The organism is Clostridium ganghwense (genome assembly GCF_026735165.1).
Taxonomy (GTDB): Bacteria; Bacillota; Clostridia; order Clostridiales; family Clostridiaceae; genus Clostridium_H; species Clostridium_H ganghwense.
Genome location: NZ_JAPQES010000001.1, coordinates 699,245 through 719,237, shown reverse-complemented (window position 1 = coordinate 719,237; position 19,993 = coordinate 699,245). Strand labels below are relative to the sequence as shown.

Here is a 19,993-nt window from a genome sequence, read left to right as displayed (position 1 = left end):
CTTTGTAATGGTTTTTTATTTTTTGTAAAAGAGGAGGAGAAATATGTTAAAAAGAAAGAACTTTATGTTAATATTGTTAATATTGATGATGATATTTACCATAACAGCTTGTACAAATAAAAGTAATAAATCTGAGCGTAAAAATGATGTACAACAATCAAAAGAGGTAAAAGGAGAAACAAAATATCCATTAACTATTAAAGATTCATATGAAAGAGAAGTAATAATAGAGAAGGAGCCGCAAAAAATAATATCTATTGCACCGAATATTACAGAAACTATATTTGATTTAGGAAAAAAAGATAAATTAATAGGAAGAACTGAATATTGTGATTATCCAAAGGAAGTTGAAAAGATAGAAGTTATAGGAAGTCTTAAAACTCCTAATATTGAAAAGATTACTGAATTAAAACCTGATTTGATAATTGCATCAACTCACTTTAATAAGAAAACATTAAAGAAACTTGAGGATTTAGGTATGAAAGTTGTTGTTCTTTACGGAGAAGAAACCTTTGATGGAGCATATGAAACAATAGAAAAAGTAGGAACAGTTTTAAATGCACAAGACAAAGCGGCAGAAATTGTATCAAGTATGAAGAAAAAAGTTGAAGATATTAAAAAGAAGGTAGAAGTTGAGAACAAGCCAAGTGTTTATTATGTAGTAACCTATGGAAAAGGTGGAGATTATACTGCTGGAAAAGGAACTTTTATAGGTCAGATGATAGAAATGGCTGGAGGCAAAAATGCAGCAGATGATGTTGAAGGCTGGAAATATAGTATTGAAAGATTAATAGAGAAAAACCCCAATATGCTTGTATGTTCAAGTCGTTTTGATACAAAAAAAGGTATAGAAAATACTAATGGATACAAAGATTTAGACGCTGTAAAGAATGATAAATTATATGAAATAGATGAAAATTTAATCACTAGACAAGGACCTAGACTTACAGATGGTCTTGAAGAGTTAGCTAAAATAATTCATCCAGAAGCCTTTAAATAAGCTGTAGTAGAAAGAGAGGAACCCTTTTCATGGCATTTATACAAAAGAGAAAAAATTATGAACTGAAATTTTTATTAACTATTGTACTTTTATTTGTTTTAATAATAGTTTCCAGTGCAATTGGGATAGCTAATATAACTTTTTCTCAAACAATGAATATAATTTTATCTAGGGTTCCTTTTGTGAATAAATTAATTTCACAAGATTATATTTCAAGTACTCATAGATTGATTATATTAAATATTAGACTGCCGCGTATTGTACTTTCAGCTTTTATTGGTGCGGGCCTTGCTTTAGTTGGAACAGCGTTTCAAGCTATTTTCAAGAATCCTATGGCTGATCCTTATGTTTTAGGCATATCATCTGGTGCATCTTTAGGTGCAACTATTGCAATAATTACTGGAATTGAGTTTGCTTTTAAGAATATAGGAATGGTAACTATATTTGCATTTATAGGCGCTATTTCTACTACTTTTATTGTATATAATATAGCAAGAGTAGGGGGAAAGATACCTATAAATATATTACTTTTAGCAGGAGTTGCAATAAGCTTTTTATTTTCATCTTTAGTATATCTTATGATGATCTTTAATAGGGAACAGATAGAGAAAATAATATTTTGGACTATGGGAAGTGTTTCAGAAGCAAGCTTTACACATGTTTTATTAGTACTTCCGTTTGTACTTATAGGAGGAATCATTATTTATGTATTTGCTAGAGATTTAAACTTAATGCTTACTGGAGATGAAACAGCTTTAACTCTAGGAATAGAAGTAGAAACTGTTAAAAAACTTATTTTGGTAGTTTCATCTTTAATTATAGCAGCTTGTGTATCAGTAAGTGGTATAATTGGTTTTGTGGGACTTATTATTCCACATATACTAAGAATTATTGTGGGACCAGATCATAAAATTTTATTGCCCTTTTCAGCAGTAGGCGGAGCAATATTTATGATAATATGTGATACTTTGGCAAGAAGTCTAGTTCCACCTATAGAAATACCCGTAGGAGCTATAACATCATTGTTTGGTGCCCCTTATTTTATATATCTTCTTGTAAAAAAGAAAAAGCAGGTGAATTAAAACATATGAAAAAAAAATATTCCGTTCCAATAATAATAAAGGATTTAAAGTGGAACTACGGAGATAGAAATGTTCTTAAGAATATAAATTTGGAATTTGAAAGAAATAAGTTTTATACTATTATAGGACCTAATGGTTCAGGTAAAACAACTCTTTTAAAAAACATTTCAAAAATACTTTTTCCGAAAAAAGAATGTGTATATATTAATGAAATAGATTTAATAACCATGAAGAATAAAACACTTGCTCAAAATATATCTTATGTACCTCAAAATACAATGATAGATTTTGAGTTTTCTGTTATGGATGTTGTTTTAATGGGAAGGAATCCTTATATGGGAAGGTTTCAGTCTGAAAGAGAAGAGGATATTGAAATTGCTAAAAAGGCTATGCAGATGACAAATACGTGGAAACTAAGAGAAAAAAATATAAATGAATTAAGTGGAGGGGAACGTCAGAGAGTTATAGTGGCAAGAGCTCTTACACAAGATACAGATATAATTATTTTAGATGAGCCTATATCAAATTTAGATATTCATCATCAAATTGAATTACTAGATACAGTAAAGTTTTTAAAAAAAGACATTACTGTTATAGCTGTTCTTCATGATTTGAATTTAGCTGCTAAATATAGTGATTATTTAATATTAACGAATAATGGAGAAATTGTACAGAAGGGTTCTCCAAGAGAAGTTTTAACTAAAGAAAATATTGAAAAAGTTTATAGTATAAAGGTTAATATGATAGAAGATCCAGTTACAGGTAGTCCGCATATAATTCCCATGAGTACTTATTTTAACAGATAGGTTATGTTTTAAGAAAGATTTAAAACATAGCCAATAAATAAAATCATGGTTTTGATAAAAGGGAGAAATGAAGTGATGAGTAAAGTTATTTTAATTACAGGAGCTTGTAGAAGTGGTAAAAGTAGTTATGCAGAAAAGCTTTTAAAGGAAGAAGATGATGTTTTATATATAGCTACAGCAAAGGCCTTAGATAAAGAGATGGAAGACAGGATAGAAAAACATAAAAGTAGAAGGAATGGTAAGTGGTCTACATATGAAGGATTTAAAAAATTAGATAAAGTAGTGGAAAAATCAGATAAAAAATATATACTTTTAGATTGTGTAACAATATTGGTTACTAATTTAATGTTTGATAGATATGAGGATTTTGATAGCATTACTATGGAAGAAGTGGATGAGCTTTCAAAAAATATAAAGAGAGAAGTAGAAAAGATGATATTAGAGATAAGAAAAAAGGATAAAAATATCATTATAGTTACTAATGAAGTTGGATGGGGATTAGTTCCAGAATATAAAGTAAGTAGAATTTTTAGAGATATTGCAGGGTGGATAAATCAATATATTGCTTCGATGAGTGATGAAGTTTATTTAATGGCATGTGGACTTCCATTAAAACTTAAATAGATATTACTTTAATGATATTTAAGTTTATTAGTAAATTAGAGGAAATGGAGTGATTTTTAAGTGGATAAAGGATATGTTCAAATATATACAGGAAATGGAAAAGGTAAAACTACTTGTGCCTTAGGACTTGCTATAAGAGCAGTATGTGCAGGAAAAAAAGTTTTTTTTGGACAGTTTATAAAGGGAATGAAATATAGTGAGCTTGAAGCTGTAAAATACTTACCCAATTTTGAAATGAAGCAATTTGGAAGAGATTGTTTTATTTATAATAATCCTAGTGAAGATGATATAAGGAGTGCAAAAGAAGGCTTGAAAGAAATGGAAACTATATTGGTAGATGGACATTATGATATAGTGGTTATGGATGAACTTAATATAGCTCTTTATTATAAATTATTTTCAGTGAAAGAAGTTATAGACATACTAGATAAAAGAAAAGGACATGTAGAGGTTATAATTACAGGGAGATATGCTCCACAAGAACTTATAGATAAGGCAGATTTAGTTACTGAAATGAAAGAAGTAAAACATTATTATGCTAAAGGGGTTCAAGCAAGAGTGGGAATAGAAAAGTAAATATCTTCACTATAAAAAATAACTGATTTTATTGTATGCAATTCTTAATTAAAGTATAATATAAACTTGGAAGATAAGAAAATACTCTAAGGAGGAAAGTTGATGAGACTTAGGAAAAAATGGTGGGCAAGACCAGAGCTTGAAGCTAGTCCTACATTTAAATCATTGGATGAAGCAAAAGAGTTGCAAGGAAGATGGAATGAAGAATTTAAGAATAATAATGACATATATTTGGAATTAGGGTGCGGTAGAGGAGGATTTACAGCTAAAACTGCTCTGAAATATCCTAATAAAAATATAGTAGCTATAGATCTTAAAGATGAAATTTTAGTTATGACCCTTAGAAATATAAATGAGGCTGAAGCTACGAATGTTAGAATTGCAGCTATGAATATAGCAGGTATTGCAGAGATTTTTGATGAAAATGAAATAAGCAGAATATATATAAATTTCTGTAATCCTTGGCCAAAGGATAGACATAAAAAAAGAAGACTTACACACACAAGATTTTTAACAGAATATAAAAAGTTTATAAAGAAAGGTACAGAAATTCACTTCAAGAGTGATGATTTAGAACTATTTGAAGAATCCTTTGAATATTTTGAAGAAAGTGGATTTGAAATTCTTTACAAAACATATGATTTGCATAACAGCGAATATGCAGAAGAAAATATTATGACAGAGTATGAAAGTAAATTTAAAGAAAAAGGAATAAAGAGCAAATTCTTAATTGCTAAGCTTAAATAGTAAAAGGTATAGATTTTATCTGTGCCTTTTTTACTTATTAGGAAATTATAAAATTTTATAATTTCCAACATTTTTAATATAAAAATATAAATATAAAATGACGTAAAAACTATGTTAATACTCTGTAAAATTACCGATATTTCGTTAAAAAATTGATAAACTTGCAGCCTCATCAAATATTGGAGAAAGTATAACATAAATAAGTGAAAAGAATGAACAAATCATTATAGAATCTGATGATAATGCTAAAAATGCACACAAACTTTTAAAATAAGTAAATAAATTCAAAACAAATACTATAGCGTTATGGAATACTAAAATTGTTAATAATGTAACAAAGTAAACAAAAATTGAAAAAATTGTATAACACAATTCTGGTAATATCACTATAATAAATAAAATATTAGATATTTATTAGTCATATATATCATATAAATTTCATATTATATGGTGGGGGTGTTAATATGATGTATGGAAACTTGGAATTTGAACATGTTATAACCAATATTGAGAAGGATGAAAATGGTGAAATAATGGGGTACAAATTAGAGGATGGAAGATCAATATCAAAATACGAAGCTATTGAACTTTCAAGGGAAGGTGCTATAGCTGGAATTAGCTTGGAAATATTAGAGAAGAGAGAAGAATTTTTGGAGAGTTTACCTAAAGAAGAAGTTAATATGAACTTATGGAATTTGCAAGTAATAGATGAGGGTTAAAGGAGACATATATTTTAATAAAATATATGCCTACTATATTATAAATATAATAGTCTAATAATAGAGTAGTAAAAGAAGTTTGATATAATTTTTGTAGACTTCTTTTACTACTTTTTTTATAATAAGATATTAGCTGCTAAGTAGTGATTTCTAAACTTATTAGAATTTAATATAAATTTAAGAATTCATTAAGAAAGAATTAAGTATAAAAATATATAATGGTATGGAAATAGAATTAATGAAAATGGCAACACCATACATTCATTGATATAGAATATGTACTAATAAAAGTAAAGGGGGAGAACTTTGGAGCCTATAATTCAGATTGAAAATCTTAGAAAAATATACAAAATGGGAAATGAAAAGGTAGTTGCTTTAGATGAAATAAGTTTAGAAATACAAAAAGGGGAAGTTTGTTGTATTCTAGGAACATCTGGTTCAGGAAAATCTACATTGTTAAATATGATAGCTGGTCTTGAAAAGCCAACTAAAGGCAGTATTGTAATTAAAAATAAACATATTGAAAAAATGAATGAGAAACAGGTTACAAACTTTAGACAAAAAAATGTAGGCTTTGTTTTTCAGTCCTATAATCTACTTCCAAATTTAACTGCATTGGAAAACGTTTCTATGCCTCTTGTATTTGCAGGAATGCATAGGGAAAAAAGGGACAAGCAAGCTGCAGAAATGTTAAAGGCAGTTGGACTGGGAGATAGACTTCATCATAGACCTTCACAAATGAGTGGTGGTCAGCAACAAAGAGTAAGTATTGCTAGGGCTTTTGTAGCTAAACCCGAAATAGTTTTTGCAGATGAACCAACAGGAAACTTAGATACTAAAACTACTTTTGAAATTATGGAATTAATGGTTAATATGTCTAGAGAATATAATCAAACCTTAATTATAGTAACGCATGACCAAGAAACAGCAGTTTATGCAGATAGAGTTATTTATGTAAGAGATGGAAACGTAGAAAAAATCGAAATGAATAAAGCAAAAATTTAAAAGAAGAAGGGATAAATACATATGAAAAGGATAATGAGCTTATTTTTAGGAATTACAATGATGGTATTTATAGTCGGTGGTACGGCTAAAGCTGCCGCTACTACAGATATAACAGTTGAAGATTATGAAGTATCTAAAAATCATATATACGATGGAGATGAATTTGATTTAACCCTTACATTGAAAAACAATACTTCAAGTGAGGTGGAAAATCTAACAGTAGCTATTGATTCAAGTTCTTTTGGAGAACCTAGTAAAGAGTTGAATGAGAAGATAACAGCTAATGGTGGTACAAAGAAAATAACAATATCTAATGTAAGATATAATGGCGGAAACGATGAAACAATTCATATAGAAATAAAAAAAGGAAGTACTATAGTAGGAAGCGGAACTATAAGTATTAATGAAGCTTATCCAGACAATGACGGCAGTAAAACATCCTCAACGGATACGAGTGGTTATAAGCCTAGATTAAATGTAGAAAAAGCAACTATGCCTTCAGGAATAGCAGGACAGAATTTGACTTTAAAATTAAAAATAAGAAATAATGGTTCTTATCAGGCAAAAAAGATAGAAGTAACTCCAGTAATAGATAGTGATGTATTTGAATCAAGGGATATAACTTTATTAAAAGCAATAAAAGAACTTCCGGTTGGTAAAACAGCAGAATTAAGTTATACTTTTAAAATAAAATCTTCAGCTGCTCCTAAAAATTATCCTATCACTTTAAAATATAGCTATGAAAATCTTTATGATAATGCTTTTAATACAGAAGAAGTTATTTATGTAAGAGTGGGCAGTGGCTTATCTAAACCTAATTTGGTACTTAGCAATGTTAAGACAAGTCCTCAAGTTATACAAGCAGGAAAAACAGGAGTCTTATCTTTTGACGTAACTAATAAAGGTGCTCAATATGCTAAGAATATTAATGCTTCACTAGTAGGACTTGATAAATCAGGATTAACCCTAAAAGGTAATATTAATAACATAAAGCTAAATACTATATATGCAAATGGACAGCAAAAAGATGTTAAGTTTAATATATATGCAGATCCCAAAATGGAAGATGGAAACTATCCAATAAGTATAAAACTTCAATATACTAGTGAAGAAAATGAAGTAAGGACAGAGGAACAGCAATTCTTTGTTAGAGTAAACAAAGAAAAAAATGTAAGCTTGTCAGTGGACAATGTTAAGCTTTCAAGTGAAGTTGTAGTTCCAAATGAAGCTTTTTCAGTATTATTAGATGTTGAAAATATAAGTGATGCCGAAGGAGAAGATATTACAGTTTCTATTGATGGAAAAGAAAAAATTATAAATAAATCTCAAAGTTTACAATTAATTAAAAGTTTAAAAGCAGGAGAAAAACGCAGTTTAACTTTTCAACTTGCAGCTGTAAAGGGAGATAAAAGTGAAAATTATTTAATTCCTATTGAAGTTAAATATGGAGATAAAATAATTAAACAATATACTAGTGTTTATGTACAATGTGATGCAGCAACGAAGAGTGAGCCTAAGATTATAATAAATAGATATGAAACAGATCCACAAATTGTAACAGCAGGAACTAACTTTAACATAAATATAAGCTTTTTAAATACACATATTTCAAAATCAGTTAAGAATGTTAAAGTATATCTTACTGTAGATGAAAAAGATAGTGCATCAGGTAATGTGTTTACACCAGTAAATAGCAGTAATACTTTTTATATAGATGAAATTGCATCTAAAGCAGATGAAGTTAAACAATTAACTATGAATGTACTTCCAGATGCAAAGGCGAAAACTTATAGTCTTATAGCAAATATAGAATATGAAGATGCAGAAGGAAATAAGCTTACGGCTAAAGAAATTATAGGTATTCCTGTAACTCAACCTTCAAATCTTGGTACAAGTGAAATACAACTTCCACCAGAATTATATGTTGGAGAGCCAGCTACTATTTCTGTACAATTCTACAATACTGGAAAAACTACAATGAACAATTTTATGGTTAAAGCAGAAGGAAATTTTGATATTAAAAATGGAGAATATTTTGTAGGAAATTTTGAAAAGGGAAAAAGTGATACATATGAAGTAGATATAACTCCAAAGGCAGCAGGAGAAGTTAAAGGTACAATAATTTTTTCTTATGATGAGGCTGATGGAGAGCACAGAGAAATAAGAAAAGAGATATTATTAAATGCTTCAGATGCACCTATGCTTCCAGAAAATCCAGAACAAATGCCACCAGAAAATGCAAAGAAACCTTTAGGTGCTAAGAAAACTGGTATTATAATTGGGGTAATAGTTGTAGCTGTAATTGCAGGAATAGTAATAAGAAAGAGAAAAATAAAGAAAGGTTTGACTATAGATGAATAGTATAGACCTATTACGAATGGGGTTAAAAAACCTATTTAGAAGAAAACTTAGAACTTTTCTTACTACATTAGGTATAATAATTGGTACTGTATCTATTGTTGTAACAGTATCTTTGGGAGTAGGTTTAAAGGAGTTTTCTAGAAAACAGGTAATGCAATGGGGAAATATAAATGTAATAGATGTAAGACCACAATATAGAAGAGGTATGATGTCTGGAGGAAATAGGGGAGAAGACAGAAACTTATTAAAGAAAGCAGACTTTGATAAAATAAAAAAAATAAGAGATGTAGAGTTAATTTGTCCTATTATGAATGTTAATGCTAAATTAATATCTGGAAGATATTCTGCTCAAGTTAATATTTGTGGAGTTAAACCGGAATATATGGACAAACTTGGTTATAAAATAGAAGAAGGTAGGCTTTTAAGGGGCGGAGATAAGCTAAATTTAGTTTTTGGAAATAAAGCAGCTCTTCGATTTGTAAAAGAGGGTGCTTCTGAAAATTATGATTATTATCCTCGAGATGGCAAAGAAATGAAACCTAAAGTGAAAGTATTAAAAGATAAAATGCTTTTATCTTTTGATCCTGATTATGGAAGAAAAAAAACATTTGCTGAACAGATGGAAGAACAAGCTGATGAACAAACAAGACAAAAGAAAGTTATACCTCCACATAAAATTAAAGGTGTAGGGGTATTAAAAGAAGATTTTTCATATGATTATTCTGTTTTTATGTCCATAGATGAACTTAAAAAGTTAAAAGAAGATTATGATAAAAAAGTGGACTCTAGGAGTAAGAAAATTAAAGGATATGAAAGTGCTAAGGTTAAAATTAAGGATGTAAATAAAGTTAAAGAAGCTCAACAAAAAATAAAAGATATGGGATATGAAGCATATAGTTTAGTAGATCAGTTAAGCTATATAGAAAAGACAACGAATATTATACAAATGGTACTTGGTGGTATTGGAGCTATATCATTGCTTGTTGCAGCTATAGGAATTACTAATACAATGGTTATGGCAATTTATGAGAGAAGAAAAGAGATTGGTGTTATGAAAGTTATAGGAGCTTCTCTTAAAGATATAAAAAAATTATTTTTATTTGAAGCAACTATGATAGGTTTATTAGGGGGAACGTTTGGGTTAATCGTTAGTTTCCTTTTATCACAGGGAATAAATGTAGTAGGAAAGAGTTTTATGCAATCACAAGGTCAATTACCAGAAGGTACAGCATTGTCAGTAATTCCATTATGGTTAGCACTTGGAGCACTTGGATTTACTACAATTATAGGGTTAATATCAGGATATTTACCAGCCAGAAAGGCAATGAAATTAAGTGCTCTTGAGGCTATTAAGACAGAGTAATAATTAAAAAAATATAAACAGAAGATAAAAATAATCAGAGCATTAAATTTATGCTCTGATTATTTTTATGTATTAAATTCATAAAAAGCATTTAAAATCTTTAAAATATATTGATAATAATATAGATATTTAAACAAATAATACCAGATTAAGAAAGGTATTAATAATAAATAAAAATAAGAAAAATTATTACTTATAGGGAAAAGATTAAAATTATATAGAAGGAATACGTTAAAAAGAATATAATTATAATATAGAGATTATTATATAAATTTTTAAAAAAATATTTATTTGTGAATATATGGATTGAACAGCGGGGGGCACGTTATGGATAAAAATGTGAAAGAATTGAATGTAAATGAATTATTACCAGGGATGATTTTAGCAAGAGAGATAAGAAAAAATGGAGTGAAATTATTAGATAAAGATGTAATTTTAAATAGTAAATTTATTGAAAAAATAAAAAAAGTAGATTATTTATTACAAGTATTGGTATATGATAATGAAGATGAGGACAAACAAATTCATGATTTTATTGTTAAATCTATAAAGAAGCTGAATGAAAAAGAAAAAGTTTTTGGAGAAATTTCTAATAAATTGGATAATATTTGTAAAGAAATAGAGGTTAACTCTAAAATTAGTATGACAGAATTGAGAAATGTGCAGAAAAATTTATTAGAAGAATCTAAGGATTACAGTAGTACTATGAGAAGTATTATAAACGGAAGAGATGTTGATGAATATATATATAGACATTCAATTAATGTAGGAATATTAAGTAATATGTTAGGCAAATGGATAGGACTTTCTGTCAAGGACTTAAATCTTTTAACTTATGCAGGAATATTACATGATATAGGAAAAATAAGAATAGATAGTAAAATATTAAATAAAAAATCAAAATTAACATCAGAAGAATTTAGAATTATAAAAACACATAGTGTCATAGGATATGAAATTGTAAAACATATACCTTATATGGATGAAAATGTATCTATGGGAGTTCTTATGCATCATGAGAGATGTGATGGTTCAGGATATCCTTTAAAATTAAAAGATGAGAAGATACATACTTTTGGAAAAATAATAGCTATTGCAGATGAATTTGATGCTATGACTTCAAATAGAGTATATAAGAAAAAACAATCACCTTTTAAAGTTCTTGAAATTATGCAAGAAGAGGCTTTATCAAAATTAGACTTTAAATTTTGGTCAATTTTTTTAAATGGTATGGTTAATTGTTATATAGGTGAGATGGTAAAATTAAACACAGGTGATGTAGCAAAAGTAGTGAGAATGGATATTAACGATATATCTAGACCATTGCTATTAGTAAAAGATGATTTTATAGATTTAAAAGAAAGAAAAGATATATTTATAGAAGATTTAATTTAATCTATATTAATTTGATAAGACAATTTTAAGGAGTGATTTTTATGAAAAAAGTAGTGATTTTTTTAGCAGAAGGTTTTGAAGAGATTGAAGCTCTTACAGTTGTGGATGTTTTGAGAAGAGCTAATATTAGCTGTGACACATGTTCTTTAAGTGAAAAACAAGTTAAAGGTGCACACAATGTATTAGTTGAAGCAGACAAACTAATTAGTGAATTAAATATAAATGAATACGATGTCATAGTATTACCAGGTGGAATGCCAGGTTCAACAAATTTAAAGGAATCTGCTCAAGTTGTTAAATGGGTTAAAGAGTTTAATAAAGAGGGGAAAATTGTTTCAGCAATTTGTGCAGCACCTATAGTTTTAGGAAAAGCTAAAATTGTTAAAGATAAAAAGATTACTTCATATCCTGGATTTGAAGAAGAACTTAAAGAAGGAATCTACTGTGAAGAATTAGTTGTAGAAGATGGTAATATTATCACAAGTAGAGGACCAGCAACTGCTGCATATTTTGCTTTAAAACTTGTAGAAAGACTTGTAGATAAAAATACAGCAGATACGCTTAAAGAAGGAATGTTACTTAAATTTGTAGAAGAAAAGACAAAGTCTAATTAATATTAAAAAAGTAAGTAGTTTATAAAAAGAACAGATTTTTTATATCTGTTCTTTTTTGTCGTTTTTATCTTGAAAAAAGTTTATAAGAATGTTATATTATAAGTGAACATATGAGTACATATTCATACAATAAAAAGAGAGGATGATTACATGGTAAAAAATAAGAGAGAAACAGAAATAGAAATTTGTTCATGCAGTGAAATACATGATGATTTAGTTGATGAAGTAGGAAAAAATATGATACCAGAAGAGACAAGCATTGCTTTAGCTGAATTTTTTAAAGTTTTAGGAGATCCTACAAGAATAAAGATTCTATATGCATTATCTGTAAATGAAATGTGTGTATGTGATATAAGTAATCTTCTTGATATGAATCAATCAGCAGTATCTCATCAATTAAGAGTATTAAGAACTGCAAGACTTGTTAAATATAGAAAAGAAGGAAAAGTGGTTTATTATTCTCTAGATGATGAACATGTGGAGAATGTCTTTGGACAAGGATTAGATCATATAGGTCACTAATTAGACTCTCAAGAGTATATGACTAGGGGGGAGAAAAATGGAAATAAAAAAAGAACTTTTGCTTGAAGGGTTACACTGTGCAGGATGTGCAGCTAAAATTGAGAATAGAGTAGGAAAATTAAAAGGTGTAAATAGTTCCATTATGAATTTTGCAACATCTACTTTGATTATAGAAGTTGAGGATAATCTAATGGATAGAGTAATAGAAAAAGCTAAGAAAATAATTATAGACTTAGAACCTGATACCAATGTAATAGATAAAGATGAACTAAGAGAAAAAGATAATCATGCTCATGAACACAATCATGGTGAGTGTGCTTGTTGCGAACATAATGAAGAAGAGTATGTAATTAAGGAACTAATACTAGAAGGAATGCATTGTGCAGGATGTGCAGCTAAAATTGAAGATAGAGTAAAAAAATTAGAAGAAGTAAAAGAGGCTGTTTTAAATTTCGCAACATCTACTTTAACTATAACTACTGGTAGTAAAGATATATCAATAGTTGTGGAAAAAGCTGAAAAAATAGTTGTAGATTTAGAACCACATACTAAGGTTATAGATAAAGAAAAATTAAGTGATACAGGTATTCATAACCATGAAGATTGTGCATGTGGATGCAGTAGTACTAAAGAACTAGGACATACTCATGCTAATGTTAATACTAATAGAAAAAGGTTATTAAAAATTGGAGCAGGCATAGGACTTTTTGTTATAGCTACACTGTTCCAAGGAAAAAATTTCAGTCCTTTTATGTATTTAGCGAGTTATCTGATAATTGGAGGAGAAATTTTAACATTATCTTTTAAAAACATTTTAAGAGGTGAAGTTTTTGATGAAAACTTCTTAATGAGTATAGCTACAATAGCTGCTCTTTCAGTAGGGGAGTATCCAGAAGCAGTAATGGTAATGTTCTTATATCAAATAGGAGAGTATTTCCAAGAGCGTGCAGTTAATTCATCAAGAAAATCTATAGCTAGTTTAATGGATATAAGACCTGACTATGCTAACTTGAAAATTGGAAATGATATTAAAAAAGTATCTCCAAACAAAGTTAATGTAGGAGACATTATTATTGTAAAACCTGGAGAAAAAATACCTATAGATGGAGAAATAATAGAAGGAAAGTCAGCAGTAGATACTTCAGCTCTTACTGGAGAATCACTTCCAAGAGATGTTGCAGAAGGAGAAAATATTTTAAGTGGATTTATTAATATAAATGGAGTATTAACTATAAAAGTAGCTAAAAGTTATAATGAATCAGCTGTTTCTAAAATTCTAGACTTAGTACAAAATGCTACTGCTAAAAAAGCAAAAACAGAAAAATTTATAACTAAATTTGCTAGATATTATACTCCAACAGTTGTAATTGCAGCCTTAGCAATAGCAATACTTCCTCCAATTATAAAAGGAGAAGTTTTTGCAATCTGGATATATAGAGCAGCTACATTTTTAGTTGTTTCTTGTCCATGTGCTCTTGTTATATCAGTACCTTTAGGCTATTTTGCTGGAATAGGAGCAGCATCGAAATCAGGAATTTTAGTTAAGGGTGGCAACTATTTAGAAGCGTTAACTGATGTAACTACTATAGTTTTTGATAAAACAGGAACTCTTACAAAAGGTAATTTTAAGGTTTCAGAAATAAATTCTAAAGGTAATATGGACAAAGAAGAATTACTAAAATACACAGCTTATGTAGAGAGCTTCTCAAATCATCCTATAGCTAAATCTATAATAAAGGAATATAAAGGTGAAATAGATAAAGCAAATATAGAAAATTATAAAGAAATTACGGGAAAAGGTGTTCAAGCTTTTGTTAATGATGTTAAGGTAGCTAGTGGAAATAAAAAATTTATGGAAGTTTTAGGTGTAAAATACGATGATGTTTATAGTAGTGGAACAGTAGTACACACTGCTATAAATAATGAATATGCAGGATATATAGTAATAAATGATGAAATAAAGAAGGATTCTGCTAGTGCTATTAAGAAGCTTAAAGAGAGTGGAGCTAAGAAAATAGTTATGTTAACAGGAGATAGAAAAGAAAATGCAGAAGCTACTGGTAAGGAACTTCAAATAGATTATGTATATTCTGAGCTTCTTCCAAATGAAAAGGTAGAGAAAATAGAAGAACTATATAAGCATAAGAAGAATAAAGAAAAATTAGTTTTTGTTGGAGATGGAATTAATGATGCTCCAGTATTAGCTAGAGCAGATGTAGGTGTAGCTATGGGAGGAGTAGGTTCAGATGCAGCTATAGAAGCAGCAGATGTAGTAATAATGAATGATGAGCCTTCAAAGCTAGCTAATGTCATAAAAATAGCAAAAAGTACTAAGAAAATAGTTACACAAAATATAGCTTTTACATTAAGTGTAAAGATGCTTGTACTAATTTTATCAGTTTTTGGACTTGCTTCAATGTGGCTTGCTGTGTTTGCAGATGTAGGAGTTGCTTTAATTGCAGTATTTAATTCTATGAGAATATTAAAGCACAGTTGATAATGAAAGTGGAAAGTTGAGAGATAGTAAAAGTTTTTAATATAGAAAGATTTAAAAACTATATAATTATAAGAGGTAAAGAACATAAGTGTAAAGTTTTAAGTAAGCTTTATACTTATGTTTTTTTGTGTGCTGTTTTAAATGAATGAAACTAAAAAAATATAACAGATACATATAATGGAATAAAAAAGTTGATAATTAAGCTATATAATTTATAATTAAAGGGATAAATAAAAAATATTAAGGGAGCAATAGTGATGAATAATATGAATATTCTTTTAGCAGAAGATGATAAAGATATAAGTAATCTTATAGTAAAATATTTAAAAAAAGAAGGATACAGCGTTGATACTGCTTATGATGGAGAAGAAGCTTTACTTAAGTATTATGAAAGAGAGTATAATCTTATTATTTTAGATATTATGATGCCTAAGTTTGATGGTATGGTAGTAATGAGAAAAATAAGAGAAAAGAGCAATATACCAATTATTATTCTATCAGCAAAATCTGAAGAGGTGGATAAGGTATTAGGATTAGACTTAGGAGCTGATGATTATGTAACAAAACCTTTTTCTATAGTAGAGTTTATTGCTAGAGTTAGAGCACAGCTAAGAAGAAGTACACAGTTTAATAATAAAGAAGATAAAAATGACGGGTTTCTAGTTCATGGAGAGTTAAAATTAGACTTAAATAATTATACTGTAATAAAAAATGAACAAGTCATACAACTTACTTTAAAAGAATTTGAACTGCTTAAATTCTTTTTTACTGAGAAAAATAAGGTTTTTACAAAAGCACAACTATTTAATAAAGTTTGGCATGAAGATTATATGTCTGATGAGAATACAGTAATGGTTCATATTAGAAGATTAAGAACAAAAATAGAAAATAATCCATCTAATCCTAAGTATATTCAAACCGTATGGGGAATTGGATATAAACTTGGAGATGACATTAATGAATAAGATAATAATTATGATTTTAGGTGTTTTATGCTTAGGGCTGGTAGTAAATCAGTTTATGTACAAAAGGCAGATTAAAAAAATTATTTCTGTAATAGAAGAAATACAATTTGGAAACATGAACCAAAGAGTTAGGATAAGGACTGGTAATAAATTAATCAAATTATTATGTGAAAAGACCAATTCTATTTTAGATAAATTTCAGGACACCTTTCATAAAAATCAAGATATGCTGGAATCACGTAAAAAAATGGTTTCTAATATATCTCATGATTTAAGAACCCCATTGACGTCTTTGCTGGGATATATTGAGGCAATCCAAAATACAGACCATTTAAATGAAGAAGAAAGAGAAGAATATTTAAATATTGTACATTCCAAAGCACAAAGCTTAAGTATACTGCTAGAGGAGTTTTTTCAATTATCTAAGATAGAAGCTGATGATATAAATTTAGAAATTAGCGAAATTGATATTTGTGAAACTTTAAGAGAGGGCATTTTAAACTATTATAATGATTTTACTGATAAGAGACTTAAGGTAAATATAAATATTCCAGAAAGTAAAATATATGTTTTAGGACATAAAGGCAGCATAGTTAGGATTGTAGATAATATCATCAGTAATGCTATGAAGTATGGCATTGATGGAGGAGAAGTAGGAGTAGATATTAGAGAAGAAGAAAAATATATTTGGGTAGATATATGGGACAATGGTAAAGGTATAGCTAAAGAAAATCTTCCTTATATATTTGATAGATTATATAAGGAAGATACAGCAAGAAGCAGTAAAATTAAGGGGAATGGATTAGGATTAACAATAGTTAAGAAATTAGCAGAAATGCAGAATGGAAGTATAAAGGTTGAAAGTATACCTTATGAGAAAACTACATTTTCTTTTAGTATACCGAAATATAAGAATGTTACCACGCAACATTCTTAAGTTGAGAATTGAAAGTGGAGCAGTGAGAGTATAAAATAACAAAATGACAGAGGACAATTGACAGTGGACAGTATCTGTCAATTGTCCTCTTATTTATTTTCACTTTTCACTTTCACCTCTCAATTCTACGCTGAATAAGATTGCGTCACAATTTTATCCTAGTGTGAAGTATTTAAGAAATATGTAAGATTTATGTAAATGGAATTTAAAGTTTAAACAGTATAATGGATTTGAAGCAAAGATAATATTAAATTTTAGAATTCTAAAGAAGGTTAGATTTAAACTTATAGGAGGGAAAAAGAATGTTTAATATTTTATACACTGAGCTTTTAAAACTTAAAAGATCAAAGATGTTAGGGCTTATACTAATAGGAGCGATTTTACCAGTACTTATGAATGTTTTGATTTGCAAAACAAATAAAAATATGTCTTTTCAATGGGATGGTTATTTAAAAAATACAATAATAATTACGTTACTTGTTATGGCAGTAGCACTTTTTGCATTAGTTACAGGTTTCATATTTTCTAGGGAATATAGTGAAAAAACAATTAATAATATGTTTACTTATCCTGTAGAGAGAGCAAAATTGTTAGGCGCTAAATTGGTAATAATGTTTATCGTTATATTAAGTACATTTTTACTTACTTATGTACTTTCCATTGCATCAGGATTTTTATTTAAGCATGGTCCGTTAACAAAAGAATGTGCATTGAAATACTTAACCCTTTATTTAAAAGAAAGTATAATGCAGTTTGCTCTAGTTCCAATTGCTGCTTTTTTATCATTGATAAGTAAGAATGTAATTTCGTCAATAGGCTTAGGATTAAGTGCTGCTTTTATAAATTTATTTGTAGCAAATTCAGATAAATATATTGTTGTTTTTCCATGGAGTGTTCCAGCTGCGTTTGGAGTGAGTAATCTTGGTTTTAATATGGAACAACTTTCTTATAACAAAGGAGTTATTTCATTAACAACAATTTTTATAGTTTCGTTAATTGCAATGTTTGTATACGCATATAGAAGTGATGTTAATTGTTAATTTATTAATTTAATTATTTAAAATGAGAGGAGAAATAAAAATGAATGAATATATATTAAGAACTCATAATTTGTGTAAAAAATATAAAGAGCATATGGCAGTAAATAATTTAAATCTTAATCTTAAAAAAGGAGAAATCTACGGATTTTTAGGAGAAAATGGTGCAGGAAAGACTACTACTATAAGAATGATAATGGGGCTTATTAAACCAACATCAGGTTCTATAGAATTTATGGGTAAAGATATAAGTTCAAATAAGAAGAATTTTTATGAAAGAGTAGGAAGTATTATAGAATTTCCAGGTTTTTATTCTAATTTAACAGCAAAAGAAAATTTAGAAATTCACAGAAGACTTATGGGTATTCAGGGCAAACAATGTATTGAAGATGCACTAAAAACAGCAGGAATTTTAGAAGCTAAGAATAAAAAAGTAAAAGAATTTTCATTAGGTATGAAACAAAGGTTAGGTATTGCAAGAGCACTGCTTCATCATCCAGAAATATTAATTTTAGATGAGCCAACTAATGGTCTTGATCCTGCTGGAATAAAAGATGTTAGAAATTTAATATTAGATTTAGCAAAAAAGAGAAATATAACAGTGCTTATATCAAGTCATATTTTAAGTGAGGTACAGCAATTGGCTGATAAGATAGGAATTATTCACAAAGGGGAGCTTTTAGAGGAAATAGATTTTAAAACATTAGACAAGAGAAATAGAAACTGTATTAAAATAAAAGTTTCTGATGATAGAAAGGCAAGTTTAATTTTAGAACAAAAATTAAATATCAAGGATTATGTTATTTCTGAAAAAGGTGTAATAAGAGTTTATGAAAGATTGGAAGAAACGGGAAATATTAATACGGCTTTAGTTAAAAGTAATATAACAGTAGATGAAATAACCTTAGTAAGAGACAGTTTGGAGGATTATTTTATGAAGCTTGTAGGAGGGGAAATGAGTGCTTAATATTTTGTATACGGAACTTTTAAAACTGAAAAGGTCAAAGATGTTAGGGCTTATATTAATAGGAGCATTTTTACCACCATTTATGACTACCTTACTTATTAAAACGACTATGTCAAAGTCAAAGAACCATTCAACTATGGAATGGGATAGCTATCTACAAATGCCCATAGCAATTATGTTTCTCGTTATGGCAGTAGTACTTTTTGCATTAGTTACAGGTTACATATTTTCTAGGGAATATAGTGAAAAGACAATTAATAATATGTTTACTTATCCTATAGAAAGAATAAAGTTGTTAGGAGCTAAACTGGTAATAATGTTTATTATTATATTAATTACATTTTTACTTACTTATATATTATCTATTGCATCAGGATTTCTATTTAAACATGACCCATTAACCAGCGAATGTGCATTAAAATATTTAAAAATTTATCTAAAAGCTAGTGTGATGAATTTTGCTTTAGTTCCAATTGTGGCGTTTTTATCATTGATAAGTAAGAATGTAATTGCGTCAATAGGCTTAGGCTTAAGTGTTGCTTTTGTAAATTTGTTTGTAATAAATTCACCAAAATATGTTGTCATTTTTCCATGGAGTGTTCCTACGGCATTAGGTGTTAAGGAGATGTATGACGGGAAGGAAGCAATTTCTTATGCCAATGGAATTATTTCATTAACAACAATTTTTGTAGTTGCTTTAATTGCAATGTTTGTATACGCATATAGAAGTGATGTGTGAAAAATGTATAAATTAAGAGCTAAAAGAATTTATTGTA

The 19,993-nt window shown here is 28.5% G+C and carries 19 protein-coding genes; all 19 read left to right on the top strand.

Annotation, left to right across the window (positions count from 1 at the left end; genetic code table 11):
* The first annotated feature begins 43 nt into the window (after positions 1-43).
* The 19 genes from OXH55_RS03165 to OXH55_RS03075 all read left to right on the top strand — a co-directional run bounded on the left by OXH55_RS03165 (position 44) and on the right by OXH55_RS03075 (position 19,956).
* Complete coding sequence (locus OXH55_RS03165) at positions 44-1,000, top strand: ABC transporter substrate-binding protein (RefSeq protein ID WP_268048019.1); 957 nt, start codon at positions 44-46, stop codon at positions 998-1,000.
* Between the two features lie 29 nt (positions 1,001-1,029).
* Positions 1,030-2,082: a FecCD family ABC transporter permease gene (locus OXH55_RS03160; RefSeq protein WP_268048018.1), complete on the top strand. Its 1,053-nt coding sequence runs from the start codon at positions 1,030-1,032 to the stop codon at positions 2,080-2,082.
* A 5-nt stretch (positions 2,083-2,087) separates the two neighbouring features.
* Positions 2,088-2,888 carry an ABC transporter ATP-binding protein gene (locus OXH55_RS03155; RefSeq protein ID WP_268048017.1) on the top strand — a complete coding sequence of 267 codons (801 nt, stop codon included), beginning with the start codon at positions 2,088-2,090 and terminating at the stop codon, positions 2,886-2,888.
* Between the two features lie 75 nt (positions 2,889-2,963).
* Positions 2,964-3,512, top strand: coding sequence for a bifunctional adenosylcobinamide kinase/adenosylcobinamide-phosphate guanylyltransferase (gene cobU / locus OXH55_RS03150; protein ID WP_268048016.1), 549 nt, complete (start codon positions 2,964-2,966; stop codon positions 3,510-3,512).
* A gap of 60 nt (positions 3,513-3,572) precedes the next feature.
* Positions 3,573-4,088 (top strand): cob(I)yrinic acid a,c-diamide adenosyltransferase, encoded by a 516-nt coding sequence (gene cobO, locus OXH55_RS03145; protein WP_268048015.1) that lies wholly within the window; start codon positions 3,573-3,575, stop codon positions 4,086-4,088.
* 102 nt (positions 4,089-4,190) lie between these two features.
* Positions 4,191-4,835, top strand: a complete 645-nt coding sequence (gene trmB, locus OXH55_RS03140; RefSeq protein ID WP_268048014.1) for a tRNA (guanosine(46)-N7)-methyltransferase TrmB — start codon at positions 4,191-4,193, stop codon at positions 4,833-4,835.
* 464 nt (positions 4,836-5,299) lie between these two features.
* Positions 5,300-5,554: a DUF3892 domain-containing protein gene (locus OXH55_RS03135; RefSeq protein ID WP_268048013.1), complete on the top strand. Its 255-nt coding sequence runs from the start codon at positions 5,300-5,302 to the stop codon at positions 5,552-5,554.
* A 306-nt stretch (positions 5,555-5,860) separates the two neighbouring features.
* Positions 5,861-6,559, top strand: a complete 699-nt coding sequence (locus OXH55_RS03130; protein ID WP_336296754.1) for an ABC transporter ATP-binding protein — start codon at positions 5,861-5,863, stop codon at positions 6,557-6,559.
* Positions 6,560-6,580: 21 nt separating this feature from the next.
* Positions 6,581-8,920, top strand: coding sequence for a CARDB domain-containing protein (locus OXH55_RS03125; protein ID WP_268048012.1), 2,340 nt, complete (start codon positions 6,581-6,583; stop codon positions 8,918-8,920).
* Positions 8,913-10,283 carry an ABC transporter permease gene (locus OXH55_RS03120; protein WP_268048011.1) on the top strand — a complete coding sequence of 457 codons (1,371 nt, stop codon included), beginning with the start codon at positions 8,913-8,915 and terminating at the stop codon, positions 10,281-10,283. The genes OXH55_RS03125 and OXH55_RS03120 overlap by 8 nt, the downstream gene beginning before the upstream one ends.
* A 327-nt stretch (positions 10,284-10,610) precedes the next feature.
* On the top strand, positions 10,611-11,678 hold the full coding sequence (locus OXH55_RS03115) for an HD-GYP domain-containing protein (RefSeq protein ID WP_268048010.1): 1,068 nt from the start codon (positions 10,611-10,613) through the stop codon (positions 11,676-11,678).
* A gap of 41 nt (positions 11,679-11,719) precedes the next feature.
* Positions 11,720-12,292 (top strand): DJ-1 family glyoxalase III, encoded by a 573-nt coding sequence (locus tag OXH55_RS03110; protein ID WP_268048009.1) that lies wholly within the window; start codon positions 11,720-11,722, stop codon positions 12,290-12,292.
* A gap of 150 nt (positions 12,293-12,442) precedes the next feature.
* Positions 12,443-12,814 carry an ArsR/SmtB family transcription factor gene (locus OXH55_RS03105; RefSeq protein ID WP_268048008.1) on the top strand — a complete coding sequence of 124 codons (372 nt, stop codon included), beginning with the start codon at positions 12,443-12,445 and terminating at the stop codon, positions 12,812-12,814.
* Between the two features lie 37 nt (positions 12,815-12,851).
* A complete protein-coding gene (locus OXH55_RS03100) occupies positions 12,852-15,311 on the top strand; it encodes a heavy metal translocating P-type ATPase (RefSeq protein WP_268048007.1) in 2,460 nt (819 codons plus the stop codon).
* Between the two features lie 257 nt (positions 15,312-15,568).
* Positions 15,569-16,276, top strand: a complete 708-nt coding sequence (locus OXH55_RS03095) for a response regulator transcription factor (protein WP_268048006.1) — start codon at positions 15,569-15,571, stop codon at positions 16,274-16,276.
* Positions 16,269-17,213: a sensor histidine kinase gene (locus OXH55_RS03090; protein WP_268048005.1), complete on the top strand. Its 945-nt coding sequence runs from the start codon at positions 16,269-16,271 to the stop codon at positions 17,211-17,213. The genes OXH55_RS03095 and OXH55_RS03090 overlap by 8 nt, the downstream gene beginning before the upstream one ends.
* Before the next feature lie 302 nt (positions 17,214-17,515).
* Positions 17,516-18,253 carry an ABC transporter permease gene (locus OXH55_RS03085; RefSeq protein ID WP_268048004.1) on the top strand — a complete coding sequence of 246 codons (738 nt, stop codon included), beginning with the start codon at positions 17,516-17,518 and terminating at the stop codon, positions 18,251-18,253.
* A 40-nt stretch (positions 18,254-18,293) separates the two neighbouring features.
* Positions 18,294-19,217, top strand: a complete 924-nt coding sequence (locus OXH55_RS03080) for an ABC transporter ATP-binding protein (RefSeq protein ID WP_268048003.1) — start codon at positions 18,294-18,296, stop codon at positions 19,215-19,217.
* Positions 19,210-19,956, top strand: coding sequence for an ABC transporter permease (locus OXH55_RS03075; RefSeq protein WP_268048002.1), 747 nt, complete (start codon positions 19,210-19,212; stop codon positions 19,954-19,956). The genes OXH55_RS03080 and OXH55_RS03075 overlap by 8 nt, the downstream gene beginning before the upstream one ends.
* Positions 19,957-19,993 lie beyond the last annotated feature (37 nt).

Coding starts and splice junctions, on each gene's coding strand:
- OXH55_RS03100 (WP_268048007.1), top strand. CDS start 12,852: ATGGAAATAAAAAAAGAACTTTTGCTTGAAGGGTTACACTGTGCAGGA.
- OXH55_RS03085 (WP_268048004.1), top strand. CDS start 17,516: ATGTTTAATATTTTATACACTGAGCTTTTAAAACTTAAAAGATCAAAG.
- OXH55_RS03135 (WP_268048013.1), top strand. CDS start 5,300: ATGATGTATGGAAACTTGGAATTTGAACATGTTATAACCAATATTGAG.
- OXH55_RS03160 (WP_268048018.1), top strand. CDS start 1,030: ATGGCATTTATACAAAAGAGAAAAAATTATGAACTGAAATTTTTATTA.
- OXH55_RS03080 (WP_268048003.1), top strand. CDS start 18,294: ATGAATGAATATATATTAAGAACTCATAATTTGTGTAAAAAATATAAA.
- OXH55_RS03110 (WP_268048009.1), top strand. CDS start 11,720: ATGAAAAAAGTAGTGATTTTTTTAGCAGAAGGTTTTGAAGAGATTGAA.
- OXH55_RS03105 (WP_268048008.1), top strand. CDS start 12,443: ATGGTAAAAAATAAGAGAGAAACAGAAATAGAAATTTGTTCATGCAGT.
- OXH55_RS03155 (WP_268048017.1), top strand. CDS start 2,088: ATGAAAAAAAAATATTCCGTTCCAATAATAATAAAGGATTTAAAGTGG.
- OXH55_RS03095 (WP_268048006.1), top strand. CDS start 15,569: ATGAATAATATGAATATTCTTTTAGCAGAAGATGATAAAGATATAAGT.
- OXH55_RS03165 (WP_268048019.1), top strand. CDS start 44: ATGTTAAAAAGAAAGAACTTTATGTTAATATTGTTAATATTGATGATG.
- trmB (WP_268048014.1), top strand. CDS start 4,191: ATGAGACTTAGGAAAAAATGGTGGGCAAGACCAGAGCTTGAAGCTAGT.
- OXH55_RS03115 (WP_268048010.1), top strand. CDS start 10,611: ATGGATAAAAATGTGAAAGAATTGAATGTAAATGAATTATTACCAGGG.
- OXH55_RS03090 (WP_268048005.1), top strand. CDS start 16,269: ATGAATAAGATAATAATTATGATTTTAGGTGTTTTATGCTTAGGGCTG.
- cobU (WP_268048016.1), top strand. CDS start 2,964: ATGAGTAAAGTTATTTTAATTACAGGAGCTTGTAGAAGTGGTAAAAGT.
- OXH55_RS03120 (WP_268048011.1), top strand. CDS start 8,913: ATGAATAGTATAGACCTATTACGAATGGGGTTAAAAAACCTATTTAGA.
- OXH55_RS03125 (WP_268048012.1), top strand. CDS start 6,581: ATGAAAAGGATAATGAGCTTATTTTTAGGAATTACAATGATGGTATTT.